General features: G+C 42.1%; 15 protein-coding genes and 2 tRNA genes. 11 read left to right on the forward strand and 6 right to left on the reverse strand.

The features are described from left to right. Positions 1 to 81 precede the first annotated feature (81 nt). From pepV to FC83_RS06200, 3 genes are read right to left on the reverse strand one after another with little or no spacing between them, the layout of a single operon-like run. Positions 82 to 1,485 carry a dipeptidase PepV gene (pepV, locus tag FC83_RS06190; protein WP_035456352.1) on the reverse strand — a complete coding sequence of 468 codons (1,404 nt, stop codon included), beginning with the start codon at positions 1,483 to 1,485 and terminating at the stop codon, positions 82 to 84. Positions 1,486 to 1,495: 10 nt separating this feature from the next. Further along, positions 1,496 to 1,852 carry an ArsR/SmtB family transcription factor gene (locus FC83_RS06195; protein ID WP_035456355.1) on the reverse strand — a complete coding sequence of 119 codons (357 nt, stop codon included), beginning with the start codon at positions 1,850 to 1,852 and terminating at the stop codon, positions 1,496 to 1,498. Between the two features lie 3 nt (positions 1,853 to 1,855). Next, entirely contained in the window at positions 1,856 to 3,271 is a 1,416-nt protein-coding gene (locus FC83_RS06200; RefSeq protein ID WP_057002536.1) for a glycerophosphodiester phosphodiesterase, read from the reverse strand. Positions 3,272 to 3,418: 147 nt separating this feature from the next. Here FC83_RS06200 and FC83_RS06205 point away from each other — a divergent pair, with 147 nt between their 5' ends. The 9 genes from FC83_RS06205 (at position 3,419) to FC83_RS06245 (ending at position 8,786) form a co-directional block, all read left to right on the forward strand. Next, positions 3,419 to 3,733, forward strand: a complete 315-nt coding sequence (locus FC83_RS06205; protein ID WP_035456362.1) for a hypothetical protein — start codon at positions 3,419 to 3,421, stop codon at positions 3,731 to 3,733. A 164-nt stretch (positions 3,734 to 3,897) separates the two neighbouring features. Next, positions 3,898 to 3,969: transfer RNA gene (locus FC83_RS06210), tRNA-Asn, on the forward strand. 70 nt (positions 3,970 to 4,039) lie between these two features. Beyond that, positions 4,040 to 4,111 (forward strand) — tRNA-Asn (locus FC83_RS06215). 82 nt (positions 4,112 to 4,193) lie between these two features. Continuing rightward, positions 4,194 to 4,802, forward strand: a complete 609-nt coding sequence (locus tag FC83_RS06220) for a metallophosphoesterase (RefSeq protein ID WP_035456260.1) — start codon at positions 4,194 to 4,196, stop codon at positions 4,800 to 4,802. Between the two features lie 75 nt (positions 4,803 to 4,877). Beyond that, on the forward strand, positions 4,878 to 5,114 hold the full coding sequence (locus tag FC83_RS06225; RefSeq protein WP_035456262.1) for a hypothetical protein: 237 nt from the start codon (positions 4,878 to 4,880) through the stop codon (positions 5,112 to 5,114). A 151-nt stretch (positions 5,115 to 5,265) separates the two neighbouring features. Further along, a complete protein-coding gene (locus FC83_RS06230) occupies positions 5,266 to 6,675 on the forward strand; it encodes a bifunctional metallophosphatase/5'-nucleotidase (protein WP_057002537.1) in 1,410 nt (469 codons plus the stop codon). A 69-nt stretch (positions 6,676 to 6,744) separates the two neighbouring features. Beyond that, positions 6,745 to 7,359: a YutD family protein gene (locus FC83_RS06235; RefSeq protein ID WP_035456264.1), complete on the forward strand. Its 615-nt coding sequence runs from the start codon at positions 6,745 to 6,747 to the stop codon at positions 7,357 to 7,359. A 19-nt stretch (positions 7,360 to 7,378) separates the two neighbouring features. Beyond that, on the forward strand, positions 7,379 to 8,158 hold the full coding sequence (locus tag FC83_RS06240; protein ID WP_035456266.1) for a TIGR01457 family HAD-type hydrolase: 780 nt from the start codon (positions 7,379 to 7,381) through the stop codon (positions 8,156 to 8,158). 1 nt (position 8,159) lies between these two features. Continuing rightward, positions 8,160 to 8,786 carry a TIGR01906 family membrane protein gene (locus FC83_RS06245; RefSeq protein WP_035456269.1) on the forward strand — a complete coding sequence of 209 codons (627 nt, stop codon included), beginning with the start codon at positions 8,160 to 8,162 and terminating at the stop codon, positions 8,784 to 8,786. Positions 8,787 to 8,836: 50 nt separating this feature from the next. Here the strand turns inward: FC83_RS06245 and FC83_RS06250 are convergent, their stop codons facing one another. Genes FC83_RS06250 through FC83_RS06260 form a run of 3 tightly spaced genes read right to left on the reverse strand, consistent with a single transcriptional unit; the run spans position 8,837 to position 11,008 of the window. After that, on the reverse strand, positions 8,837 to 9,499 hold the full coding sequence (locus FC83_RS06250; RefSeq protein ID WP_057002538.1) for a VTT domain-containing protein: 663 nt from the start codon (positions 9,497 to 9,499) through the stop codon (positions 8,837 to 8,839). Positions 9,500 to 9,509: 10 nt separating this feature from the next. Continuing rightward, positions 9,510 to 10,013, reverse strand: a complete 504-nt coding sequence (locus FC83_RS06255) for a phosphatidylglycerophosphatase A family protein (RefSeq protein ID WP_035456271.1) — start codon at positions 10,011 to 10,013, stop codon at positions 9,510 to 9,512. 17 nt (positions 10,014 to 10,030) lie between these two features. Further along, positions 10,031 to 11,008: an NAD(P)/FAD-dependent oxidoreductase gene (locus tag FC83_RS06260; protein WP_035456273.1), complete on the reverse strand. Its 978-nt coding sequence runs from the start codon at positions 11,006 to 11,008 to the stop codon at positions 10,031 to 10,033. Between the two features lie 151 nt (positions 11,009 to 11,159). Here FC83_RS06260 and FC83_RS06265 point away from each other — a divergent pair, with 151 nt between their 5' ends. Together FC83_RS06265 and FC83_RS06270 are read left to right on the forward strand one after the other, a co-directional pair. Then, a complete protein-coding gene (locus tag FC83_RS06265) occupies positions 11,160 to 11,741 on the forward strand; it encodes a peptidylprolyl isomerase (RefSeq protein WP_035456275.1) in 582 nt (193 codons plus the stop codon). A gap of 18 nt (positions 11,742 to 11,759) precedes the next feature. Further along, positions 11,760 to 12,140 carry a CvfD/Ygs/GSP13 family RNA-binding post-transcriptional regulator gene (locus tag FC83_RS06270; protein WP_035456277.1) on the forward strand — a complete coding sequence of 127 codons (381 nt, stop codon included), beginning with the start codon at positions 11,760 to 11,762 and terminating at the stop codon, positions 12,138 to 12,140. The last annotated feature ends 293 nt before the right edge of the window (positions 12,141 to 12,433 follow it).

Consider the following 12,433-nt stretch of genomic DNA (forward strand, 5'->3'; position numbering starts at 1 on the left):
AATAAAAAGACAAACTACAACTTTAACGAAAAAGTATAGTTTGTCTTCAATCTGAGCCGCCATTTATTGGCGGCTTTTTGCTTACAAGGTTAACCGATAAATGGCATCGGCATAAATGGCACTAGCTTTAAGGATATCGTCGATTTTCATGAATTCATTAGGCTGATGCATCACGTCAGCTGCCCCAGGGAACTGGGCCCCAAAGGCAACACCGCGTTCTAAAATCCGGCCATAGGTCCCACCGCCGACAATACCCTCTGTACCAGCCTGACCAGTATGGGCCTCATAAGTGGCTAATAAGGTTTTTACCAAGGGATCATCGCCTGGGACATAGTGGGGGATTTCGTAATGAGGCTTGATGCTGATGGCATATTGAGCCTGCCAATTTTGTTCAAATTGGGCTTTGATTGCTTCAATGTCAATGCCCTTAGGATAACGGATATTTAAGATGATTTGCCCGCTTTTAGCTTCGAAATCGTAATTAAAAATTGAAGCACTGACGGTCAAAGGTCCCATTAAGCTATCTTGATAAGCAATCTTAATATTTTTACCATAAATGTCTTCATGCAAGGTGGCCCCTAGGGCTAAATAAGTGGCCCCATTGGCATCAAAGGCATAGTCTTTTAAGAAATTGATCAAGAAAGTAGCCCCGTTACGCCCAGCTTGTGGGGTTGCGGCGTGGGCACCCTTGCCGTGTAACTGTAGGGTGTAATGGCCGTTAGCAAATTTTTGGCTGCCGGTTAATTGATTGGTCGTTAAATACGTGTTAAAAGCTGTTTCAAAAGTCGCATCTTGGTGATGGGCAATGATCGCTGTGGCAGCATGGGGCACCATGTTATCTCGAATACCACTCTTAAACTGTTGCAGGGTAAAGTCTGTGGCGGTTTCGGAGGTGAAATGTTGGTCTAATTGGAAGGAGACAATACCTTTTTCGCCATTGATAATTGGGAATTCAGCATCTGGTGAGAAGCCCCAATCAGGTTTGGGTTCAGTTTTGAAGTATTCGTGGACCCCTAGCCATTCGCTTTCTTCATCGGTTCCAATGATAAAGTGAATTTGTTGTTTAGGTTCAATACCAAGCTTCTTGAGCACTTTTAAGCCATAATAAGCGGCCAATAACGGCCCTTTGTCATCAGAAGTTCCCCGGGCATAAATAGCGCCGTCTTTGATCACAGGCTCAAAAGGATCCGTCTGCCAGCCATCCCCAGCAGGAACCACGTCCACATGGGCTAAAACGCCAAGGGTGGTGGTACCAGCACCGAATTCAATTCTGCCGGCCACATTTTTAATGTTCTTAGTGGCAAAACCATCTCGTTTGGCATAAGCTAGCACTTGGTTCAACGCCTTAGCTGGCCCAGGGCCTAAAGGAAAATCGGCTGTTTTGTGTTCAATATCCCGTTGGCTGTCAATTTTTAGTAGGGCAACCAGGTCCTTGATTAAATCGTCTTTGAAGAATGCGGTCTCTTGTTCCCAATTGATTGTCATAAAAATAACCTCACTTTAAGTAGTTTGATTCTGTCACGTGCTCTAACACTAAACGGAAAATTCGGATGATGTGTTCATCAGCCAAAGAATAGATGACCTCTTTGCCGACTTTGCGGTTCTTAACTAATTTTGCCTCTTTTAAAGCCCGGAGCTGATGGGAGACTGAACTCTGGGACATATTTAAAATACTGGCGATATCTAAAACTCTTAATTCAGATTCAAATAGGGCGTATAAAATCTTAGCCCGGGTCTTATCCCCAAAAGTCTTCAACATATTGGTCATTAGATCAATGGTTTCTTCTGGAGGTAAAGCGGCACTGACTGATTTAATTAACGCTTCGTGATCGATAGTTTCATTTTTTGGCATGGATTATCCCTCTAGTTTATTGGTAGCATTGGCGCTCATGATAAGTGGGGCAAACATAACTTTGGCATGGGCTAGTATGTCTTGTCCCAAATTATCGGCCGCCTTGGTTTCAGGTGCAATGGGATGATGGAAATATTTCAAGGCCGGCAAGCTGGCATTGAGATCCACCGTTGAGATGCGTTGATCAGCTGGTAACGTCAAATAGCGATTTAACGCAAAATGACTGTCATTGGCCATAGATTTAAAACGCACCAGCAAGCCGCTACTTTGCACCCAGCCAGGTTTTAACTTGAACCACAGGGCACCAGACATGGCCCGCACGGCCTGAATTTGATAATTGGTATTTGGTAGAATCATACCAGTGGTTCTTTCTGGATACAAGGGCGAAGCATAGGCGACATGCATTGGCACACTGCCTTTCAGGCGGACGGTTTGATTTAAAAAGACGCTGGCCGTGGGTAAAGTATTATTCAAATTGACCGCGTCCGCTGACACAAAGCGATTTTCACCAATTTGATAAAAGGCTTGGTTATCAATATCAATTTTTTGAGACACATGAACTTGCTTAAAAGGTGTCAGTTTTTTACGGGTCAAATCAGGGCGGTAAGGATTGGTGAAGGTGACCACGGGTTTGGTGCTGATCAACGCGCCATCTTCATTAATGGCGTCTAAACGGGCGTCATCTTTCATTTTCTGATAGCTAGCCCCAATGGCTGGGTAATTGGTGACCACGCCGTCAATGGGCAAGTTTACAATGTAATTCCAACTTTGCTGCTTTTCAGTCATTTCATCCCAAACAAAGACTTTCTTACCTAAAGCATGTAACTGGTTCACTAAATCTGGTGTCACCAATTCCGAAGAGATATTGATTGCGGTGACATACTGCAAGGCGTCAAAGTTGATGCGTTTTAAACTGCCTACAATGAAGATGCGCGGAACATCGGGGAGCAGTTTTTGCATTTCTTTTAGGCTCTCCAGTGAAAAGGAGTGGACCATGACCCGGTCTTGCATATGGTACTTCTGGACGCTTTGGGCAATCAAGGCTTCCATGTCCTTAGGATTGCCAGCGGCGGTTTTTTTTGTTTCTAATAAGAAACGGGCATTGGGATTATTTTGATAATGGGCAAAGAGCTCATCTAAGCTATGCATGGGCTCCCCATTGGCTTGGTGCAAGGTCTGCAATTGGGCAAAGGGTTGACTGGAGACAATCACGCTTTGACCGGTGATACGCTGTAAATCCCGGTCATGGGAAATAACCAAAACCCCATCGGCGGAGCGGTGCAAGTCCAGTTCCACATAATTGGCACCTTGACTAAAGGCAATATCATCACTTTGAAAGGTCTCTTCAGGGGCATTGATGGGATCACCCCGATGGCCCACGACGACAAAACCTGTGGTAAAATAAAAAATGCCCAGCAAACAACAGCTTAATAGCAGTCTGCATACTCTAGCGTTATTCAATATTTTCATTTTTTCAAATCACTTTTCCTAAGAAGTTATGACTACAATAATTAAACATACCATGAAATTAATTCCTAAGCTACAAAATTGAAGGAGCAATTTAAATTGATTACTAAATATCAAAATTTAAATCTAATTGAACAAATCACTCGTCTGGATGGCACCAAGTATTATGAAATTGCCAATATTTTCATGAATGGGCGGGCTGAATTGGCCGTGATTCGGGGGCTGTTAAAAGAAGTGCGGATCTTACAGTTAAATATTGCCCACTCCACTGCCGTAGATGTCTATGAAAAATATATCAATGAAACCTATGATTTTCCAGAAGAAGATTTCACTGAATGGGTAGAATGGCAAAAACCTGAAGGGAAAATTTCTGATGCTGTCAAAGAAATTTTAAAAGCCAATCACATCGGCTGATAAAGCCTAAAAAGCCCGGTTTTATCCACTTTTTCCTCACAAAGGGTGTTAGCGACACCCAGTTTTTCCCATCAATTTTTAATTTATGAGAACTTTTTACAGCAAAAATTTAAAATTAGCCCTTTACACGAGGGCAAATATTTGATACTATATTTTTTGTTGATTGGCCAGTAGTTCAGTGGTAGAATGCCAGACTGTTAATCTGTGGGTCGTTGGTTCGAATCCAACCTGGCCAGTAGTAAGAAAAAAATGTTGTAACTTTCTTACCAATATGTTATGATAATCTCATCAAAAGTTAATATTAATTGGCCAGTAGTTCAGTGGTAGAATGCCAGACTGTTAATCTGTGGGTCGTTGGTTCGAATCCAACCTGGCCAGTCGTTACGTGTTAAGCTTAGTGATCTAACTAGAGCTTATTTTTTTTAATCAATTTTAGCTTATAACAAAAAGGATGGCTGAAATGAACTATTATATTGCAGATACACATTTTTTTCATAAAGAACTCTTAGAACCAAATGACTTTGCGCCCCGGCACTTTGATTCGGTACAAGCGATGGATCAACAGATGATCACGGCTTGGAATGCGCGGGTCAGTGATAAAGATGTGGTCTATCATCTGGGGGATATTGCTCTGCGCCCGGGCAACTTCCCTAAACCTCCAGAAGTTTATGAACAAATTGAACAATTAAATGGCCATATTGTTTTTATCAAGGGCAATCATGACGCGCATGAGCTATTTAAATATATCAATACCCACAATTTCGAATTACTGGGCCAAGCTAAGTATCGGTTTGAAGATGTCGGCGCCTTGATCAAATTTGACCACGCCCAATATTATTTGACCCATTATCCTTTATTCTTAGGAATTGCCACGCAGATTTATAATTTACATGGTCATATCCATCATAATATGATGCCCACGGCTTTGAACATCAATGTGGGTGTGGATGCGCCGGAACGGGATTTCCTAGCCCATAAATTACCCTTTGGCACACCTTTAAAGGATAGTGAAATTGAAGAGATGGCCCATCAGAAACAAATTTGGCTGGATCAGCAAAAAAACTCATAAAAAACTCATACTCACATTGATTTTTAATGTTTCTTTCGTTATACTAATTTTAATCATCAATTGAGGAGGGGTAGTTTGTTAGAAGATCAAAGCTTAATGCAGATACGCAGTCAATTGCTATCAATGACTAAACCTGAAAAACATGAAGATGTCGCCGCGGTGTTAATATTAGCCTTTCGAAAATATCAGCAAAATGAGCTATCCCTAGGCTATTTTGACTATAGTTTAATGCCACAGTTGATCCCAATTCTAAAAGCAGACAGACTCCAAGCGGCAGAAGATTTGCTACGGCCCTTAATTCAAACTGAATAAACAAATGGTATTGGTCATGGATCGCGCTGGTCCATGACTTTTAATTTTGGCCAGCCAACAGCGCAAAGCGCTTGACGAATAGCCGTTTCTTATTTACGATTGGTTTAATGAACTATCCGGTGGCTAAATCAAATGAGTGAGGCAAAGACGAATGGCTTTTGAAACGATCCAAATCATGCACATCAATGACTTACATTCTCATCTGGAGAATTGGCCGAAAATTAAACGGTTTTTAACAACGCAGCGAGCAGCGTATTTAGCAAAGGGTGACCCAACGCTGATTTTTGACATTGGCGATGCCGAAGACCGGGCCCATCCTTTAACCGAGGCTACTAATGGGCAAGCCAATGTGGCGTTATTCAATGAAATTGGCTTTGATGGGGTGACTATTGGCAATAATGAAGGCATCGGCAATAGTCATGATCAACTAGAACATTTATATGATCACGCTAATTTCGATGTGATTTTAGGCAATTTATTCGAACCAGATGGGACTCGTCCGGCCTTTGCCAAGGTGGATAAAATCATCACCACTCCTAGCGGCACCCGTGTGGGCGTATTGGGTTTAACGGCGCCATTTTTTCTAACCTATATCCCTAATGGTTGGCAGCCAAAAATTGTCCAAAATATTTTACCGCAATTATTAGCGCAAATTCAGCCAAAATGCGATATTATCGTATTGTTGTCCCATTTAGGCCTGGAAATGGACCGTTATATTGCCAAGCACTTTCCCCAGATTCAAATCATTTTAGGAGCGCATACTCACCATTTGTTGCCCGTGGGCGAACGCCGTGGCCAGACGATGCTAGGCGCTGCGGGTAAATATGGGGAATATATTGGTGAGATGACCTTGCAAGTCAATGATCAACATCAGCTCGTGGCCGTTAGCGCCCAGGTACAAAAGACTGCCGACTTACCTGCTGAGCCAAGCGATAAGGCGACCATCAAACAGTTTCAAACTGAAGGGCATCACTTATTGCGTCAAGAACAGGTGGCTTGGTTGCCAGAACCATTGCCCACAGATTATCAAAAACCTACTAAGATGATGCAAGTAGCCTTAAAAGCCTTGGAAGCGCGGGGTCACACTGAAGCTGCTATTTTGAACCAAGGTTTATTTTTGCGGGACTTGCAAGCGGGTTTGGTAACCAAAGATGATTTACATGATCAAATGCCCCATCCGATGCATCTGATCAAAGTTTCCCTGCGGGGCTATGATTTATGGCGATTGGTCATGGAAATGGAAAAGAATCGTCGCTTCTTAAATCATTTTCCAATCCGGGGGATGAGCTTCCGGGGCAAAGTGTTTGGGGAGCTGGTCTATGATGGAATCGCTGTGGAACCAGGGACGCGGCGGGTCTTTTGGCATGATGAAGAACTGAATCCAGAACAGACCTATACTTTCACCACCGTGGATCATTATTTATTCATTCCATTTTTCCCCACTATTGAGATCGTGGGGGATAATGAGTTTTTATTTCCAGAATTTTTACGAGATGCCGTTGGGAATTACTTAGCGACTCAGTATCCTTTGCACAATAGTTTGCCCACCAGTCAAGCCTGACCGCAGGGCATTGTGAGGACAGCTAGATTAATGGTATAATTCTAATGTTTTACAGAAAAGAGGCTAAGTATGTCAAATACTGACCAGACCAAAGATAGCACCGCTGCCAAGATTGATGAATTGTTAGACGAGACTGTCAGCAAACCAGAAGCCATTGTTTATGTGCGCCTGGTTGATGACAAAATTTTGATCAACGGTGTGGACTACGAGATGATTGAAAATCATAAAGATGCCTTTAACGTGGATGTATTAAATGATCGTTATAGTGATATTTTAAATAAATATGATTACATCGTGGGCGATTGGGGCTATGACCAATTGCGCTTGCGGGGATTTTATCGAGATAATAACCATCAAGCTAACCGGGATCAATTGTTTAGTACTGTGGAAGATTATTTATATGAATACTGCAATTTCGGTTGTGCTTATTTTGTTTTGCATCGCTTAGGCGCGCCTTTTAAACCGAAAGAAAAAGTTAACAATAACCACAATAATCACCGTAGCCGTACTCGTAAACCCAAGCATAAAAGCAACAATAACACGGCCAAAACCACCCATTCCGGGAAGAAGCCGGCCACTAAATCAGACAATAATCGGCCGCAAAAGCAACCACAAAAAGCGGCTAAAAACAATAACGCCAAATCACGTCGGTTTACAGTTCGTAAATTAGATGAATCTAAGTAATTAAAGGGGCATTTCTGCAATGCAAAAGCAATATCAAGGGTACTTTATCGACCTTGACGGCACGATCTATAAGGGAAGTCAAAGAATTCCAGCAGCTAAACGTTTTGTGGAACGACTGCAGGCTAAACACTTACCCTTTTTATTTTTGACTAATAATACCACCAAGACACCCGAAGCAGTGGTTCACAATTTAGCAGTGAATCATGATATTCATGTCACCCCCGATGAAATCTATACCCCAGCTTTGGCCACGGCCAGTTATTTGACACATCAGGTAAATGGCGCCTGTGATCAGCACAGTGTTTATATCATCGGCGAGCTTGGTCTTAAAAAGGCAATCTTGAGCTGCGGGTTTAAACTCAATGAAGTTGATCCTGATTATGTCATTGTGGGTTTGGATTATGATGTCACTTACCATAAATTTGAAATGGCAACTTTAGCCATTCAAAGAGGGGCGACTTTTATTGGAACCAACGAAGATACTAATCTGCCCAATGAACGGGGGTTAGTCCCCGGGGCCGGGTCGGTGATTGCCCTAGTTGAAAGAGCCACCCAGCAAAAGGCTTTTTATATTGGCAAACCCCAACAGCCCATCATGGTAGCCGCCTTGGATAAAATTGGCCTGACGAAAGACCAAGTGGTCATGGTAGGGGATAATTTAAACACAGATATCCAAGCTGGCTTTAACATTGGCATGGATACACTATTAGTCTTAACCGGTTATAGCAGCGCTGAAGATGTGGCCAAAGTTGCCCAACAGCCAACCTATATTTTAAATTCCTTAGACGAGTGGCAGTGATATGGGGAGATTAAAACAAATTGGCCAGCTCAGTGGGATATTTCTATTTATCTTAACTTTGGCCATTTTCTTGACGATCATGGGGACATTTATTTATTATCCCATCGATGCCCAGTTGTATCAGCTGCCGCAACAGGCCAATATGTCTTTAAGTCGATTAATGCACAATTATACCCAACTGATGGCTTTTTTAAATATCCCTTGGCTGACGCAGCTACGCATGACCGACTTTCCCAGCTCAATCAGCGGTACGGCTCATTTTGTGGATGTTAAAAAATTATTTATATTAAATAATGTGCTCTTGGTATTAAGTGCGGTAGTGGCGCTACCAACCTTGGTAAAATGGCGTCACCGGCGGGAACGTTGGCGTTTATATCGTCCCTTTCAAATCGGGGCGGTAGTCCCTATTTTAATTGGCGGCATGGCGGCTATTAACTTTGATACGTTTTTTGTGACCTTTCACAAGATATTCTTTCGTAATAGCGATTGGTTATTTGATCCAGCAGTAGATCCAATTATTAATGTATTGCCAGAGCAGTTTTTCATGCACTGTTTCATTGTGGCTTTTGTGTTGTTTGAGGCGGCAATGGTTTGGGGCATTTGGATTGGCAAACGTGATTTAACTTAAAAAAATGGTGTCAGGTTAGACTTCGATCGAAGTTACCTGACACCATTTTTTTAATCTGCCGATTCATTGACCGGCTTTTTTTTTAGTTTATTCCTTAACCAAACAAATAACATTGGTAATAATGAAATGGCTACGATCCCCATGGCAACCATGGAGAAGTGGTCTTTCACAAAAGGAATGTTCCCAAAGAAGTGACCCATGCCCACACATAAGGTGACCCAAAGGAAACCGCCAATGAAGTTGTAAAGAATGAAATGACGGTAGTTCATATGACTGCCGCCAGAAACAAATGGCGCAAAGGTCCGCACGATTGGCACGAATCTGGCAATGGCAATTGTTTTACCCCCATGGCGATCGAAGAAGTCCTCGGCAACAGCTAATTTGTCACGGTTGATGAAGCGACCGAAGAAACTGTTGTCTAAGGCACGATCACTTAAGTGGCGGCCAATTTCATAATTCACAGTATCACCAATGACGGCTGCTGCTAAAAAGACGATAAACAAGACCCCGTTATTCAAGTGATACGCTGGATTAGCAGCCAGGGCTGCGGAAGCAAACAATAAGGAATCACCGGGTAGAAATGGAAAGATGACAATCCCAGTTTCGATGAAGACCATCGCGAAGAGAATAACATAACTCCAATTCCCAAAGTTGTTTACCAAAGTCACCAAATGCTGGTCAATGTGTAAAATAAAGTCGATCAATTGCGCCATTAAGAGCCTCCTATTTATCTTCGTCTTGGATCAGCGGTAAGCTATGAGCCATGCGACTAGCTGCTGCTGCAGCAATGGCTCCGACGATGTCATCCAAGAATGTGTGTACTTCACCTTGTTTATGGGCATTTAGTTCGGCTAAGATACCCGGTTTGATTTTATCGATATAACCGTAGTTGGTCAAACCAATGGAGCCATAAACATTGACGATGCCCAGGGCCATAATTTCATCAACGCCATACAAGCCCTCATCAATTTCGATAATGTGTTGCAACGGTTCCGGTAATTGCTTAGCCTGAGCCAGTTCATCCAATGCGATCCCGGTCATGATTGCATTTTGGACTTCGCGTTTTTTTAAGACCACTGAGACGTTGTCGATACACTCTTCAACGGTTAAATCCTTGATATAGTCTTTTTGTAAAAAAAAGACTAGTTCCGCGATACTTTGGATCGAGACATTCTCTTGTTTAAGTAGCGCAATACTATGTTCATATAAATCTGGCTGTTTAGCGATGGTTTAAGCCTCCTTAGTTAATTGAATAAAGAAGTTGAGTGCAGCGGTTGCTTACGTTCTGGGTAAATGGTCTCTAAGGCGTGGTTTACCGCTGTTGGGACTTCGCCGAAACCAGACGCAATTAGTTTCACTTTACCATTATAATAAGCACTGTCGCCGACGCTGTAAATCAATGGCCGGCTGGTCTGCATATGATTGTCCACCAACACGTCTGTACCCTGTAAGTCAATGGCCCATTGGCGTAAGATGCGACTGTCAGAAGTAAAGCCGTAGTTGACTAGTAATTTATCAACTAATAAGGCATCATGATCATCAGACTTCATTTTCTTCAAGTCAATCTTAAGTTTGCCATCGTCAAGGCCAAGACCTTCAAGTAGGAAAGGGGTTTTAACATTAATATTAGAAGTCATTAGTTGTTTGACGCTAGATTCTAGACCCCGGAATTTATCGCGTCGATGAATGATCGTAACTGACTTGGCAATGTCATTTAAGGTCAAAGCCCAGTCAACGGCTGAATCACCACCACCTGCGATGGCCACGTCTAGATCTTTGTAGTCGTCAAGATCATGAACGAAATAGTCGACTTGATGGTGATCCAAACGACTATCGTAATCAAAGGCCAACTTTCTTGGAGCAAAGGCGCCATTACCAATAGCAATAATAACGGATTTGGAATAATAGGTCGCCTTTGAGGTGGTGATTTTAAATTGGTCGCCAGCTTGGGCAATATTGGTGACGGCAGTATCTAAGGTGATCTGCGGATCAAAAGCTCTCATCTGAGATTCAAGCTGTTGAACCAATAGTTTGCCTTTAATATGGGGGAAACCTGCAACGTCATAAATCTCTTTTTCTGGGTACAGTGCGCCTGTTTGCCCGCCTAATTCAGGCAAACTCTCTATTAAATGAACGTCAGCGTTACGCAGGCCGGCATAAAATGCGGTGAACATACCGACCGGGCCGCCGCCAATAACTGTAATATCAAATACGTGCTCCATGTGTTCAGTCTCCTTAATTTTGGAAGTGAAAAACATTTACAGATTACCATAAAAAGGCATAAATTTATAGTCGTTACCCAGATAGTTTCTTTGCATTTCGTGGAACACAATTATATTATAAAAGTAATTGATGAATAAAAGGAGAATATTTATGGACTTTCCACAGTTAGATTTAAAAGATTTTAAAGGACCCAAAGCAACTATTGAAACAAATATGGGGACTATTCACGCTGCATTATTTGAAGACTTAGCTCCAAAGACCGTTGAGAACTTTATGTCCTTGGCTAAAAATGGCTATTATAATGGGACGATTTTTCACCGGGTCATTCCAGACTTTATGATTCAAGGCGGCGATCCTACTGGCACTGGTCGTGGTGGGGAAAGTATTTGGCATAAACCTTTTGCTGATGAATTTGAACCTCACTTGTTTAACCTGCGGGGCGCATTATCAATGGCTAACGCTGGACCTAATACGAATGGCAGTCAATTTTTCATTGTGAATAATACCCACGTTGACCCTAACATGTTAGGGCAACTTGCTGAAGCCGGTTATCCTGAACCTGTTATTGAAGCTTATAAAAATGGGGGCACACCTTGGCTTGATTTCCGTCACACAGTTTTTGGTCAAGTTATCGACAATATGACTGTTGTTGACGATATTGCTGGTGTAGACCGGGATAATGCGGATAAACCAGTTAAGGATGTTGTTGTTACTTCTATTAAGATTGATTAATTCATGGAGGTGACGACAATGGCCTATCATATTGGCGACATCTTGGAGGGTACGGTTACTGGTATTCAGAATTATGGGGTGTTTGTAGCCTTGGATGATCAAGAACAAGGCTTGATTCACATTTCAGAATGTGAGCATGGTTATGTCAAACGCGTGAACGACTTATTTAAAGTCGGTCAAAAGATCAAAGTGATGGTCTTAGATATTGACGAATACTCCAAAAAAATCAGTCTCTCCGTGCGCGCTTTAACCGATGACCCGAATGTTACCGAAAATTGGCATCGCAAGCACTACTGGACCAATCGCCACCTAGATTTTGGCTATCAACCAATAGCCCAAAGCATGCCACAATGGCTTGAACAAGCAGAAAAAGATTTTGGTGTTCCCGAGATCAATTAATAAATATTCATATATTTTTAGGCCGAACAAGGTAAATTGTTCGGCTTTTTTATTTTTTTTATTTTCTGCTTGACGTTGTGGGCCTGAGTTGATATTATTATACATGTTGTTACGGCGGCAAAATGTTCTTGACATTTGAAATGCCACGTAATATACTAATCAAGTTGCTGTTAGCTGAGCGACGATGTATAAATATTCAAAATGTTGAATTTATATGTTGACAATGAGTTACATAGCTGGTAAGATATAAAAGTTGTCGTCGCGTGCTAAGCGATGTATAAAAATTCAAAAAT

This window comes from Agrilactobacillus composti DSM 18527 = JCM 14202 (assembly GCF_001436375.1).
GTDB classification, from domain to species: Bacteria; Bacillota; Bacilli; order Lactobacillales; family Lactobacillaceae; genus Agrilactobacillus; species Agrilactobacillus composti.